Raw genomic sequence first — 1,086 nt, 5'->3', positions numbered from 1 at the left:
TGTGTATAGTGATTTTAACTACATCATTCTTGGGGAATTGGCTGCAAAGTTGTTCAGCATGCCGCTTGATGAGGCTGCTAATCGTTATGTCTTTGAACCGCTGGGCATGCGCGATACGAGCTATCGCCCGGCTAACGAAATGCAGTCGCGAATAGCAGCAACGGAGTTCATGGGCGGCGCGTATCGATGGGGCGAGGTACATGACGAGAATGCATGGGCTATGGGGGGCGTCAGCGGACATGCAGGCRTGTTCTCGACGGCGAAGGATATTGCGAAATATGCAGCCATGTGGCTGAACAATGGGAAGCCTGCTTGCGACGGTCATGGCCATGTGTTGTCAGGTGCATCCGTTGCAGCTGCCACGCGAAGTTACACGGAAGACAAGATGAATGCAAACCGTGGCCTTGGTTGGGTACTGAAGGGCGATGCCTGGGACGCTTCGGGTGATTTGTTCTCCTCGCGAAGCTACGGGCACACGGGATTCACAGGGACTAGCGTATGGATGGATCCCGACAGCAGCGTTTTCGCTGTGTTGTTGACCAACCGTGTGCACTTCGGACGTGAGAAATCTGTCGTGCGACTGCGGGATTGCTTTCATAATGCCGTTGCTGCATCTATTGAAGGGTGACGGTATGCAGGAACAACTAGATGAATTGGTTCGTAATTATTTTGTGGAAGCCAACTATGAGTTGGATACCGTCCCGTTTGGACTGACCAATGTAACAAAAATAATCAAGATAAACGGCCAAAAATACGTCCTCCGTATTTACAACCGACATACGAAACATGTGGAGGGCATCGAGTTAGAATCAAGGTTGACGTCATTTTTAGCTGAAATAGAGCTGACTTTTCAAGTGCCGAAATTTGTACCTACTTTAACTAGAAATGATTATGTACGATTGTCTGATGGAAGTTTGGGTGCTATTGTCATTTTTCTTGAGGGTACGAATCACGAATTAGCAAATGTGCAAGACGCCGCTGAATTTGGACGTATTGTCGGTGAAATGAGTCAGGTACTTCATCAATTCGAGATAAGTCAGCTCGATTATAACGGCATATCATTTTCAAAAATTTATAAGCTTCACC

1 protein-coding gene and 1 pseudogene are annotated in these 1,086 nt (G+C 47.6%); both read left to right on the top strand.

The features are described 5' to 3' along the window. Nucleotides 1–628, top strand: a 628-nt coding sequence (locus AC1DUA_RS38710) for a serine hydrolase (RefSeq protein WP_477504737.1), incomplete at its 5' end; no start/stop codon positions are given. A 4-nt stretch (nucleotides 629–632) separates the two neighbouring features. Next, nucleotides 633–1,086, top strand: a pseudogene (locus AC1DUA_RS38705) (phosphotransferase); the annotation flags it as partial.

The organism is Paenibacillus sp. 01T422 (genome assembly GCF_056398785.1).
The sequence above is the reverse complement of the archived record's forward strand: the minus strand, read 5'-3'. Positions and strand labels throughout refer to the sequence as shown.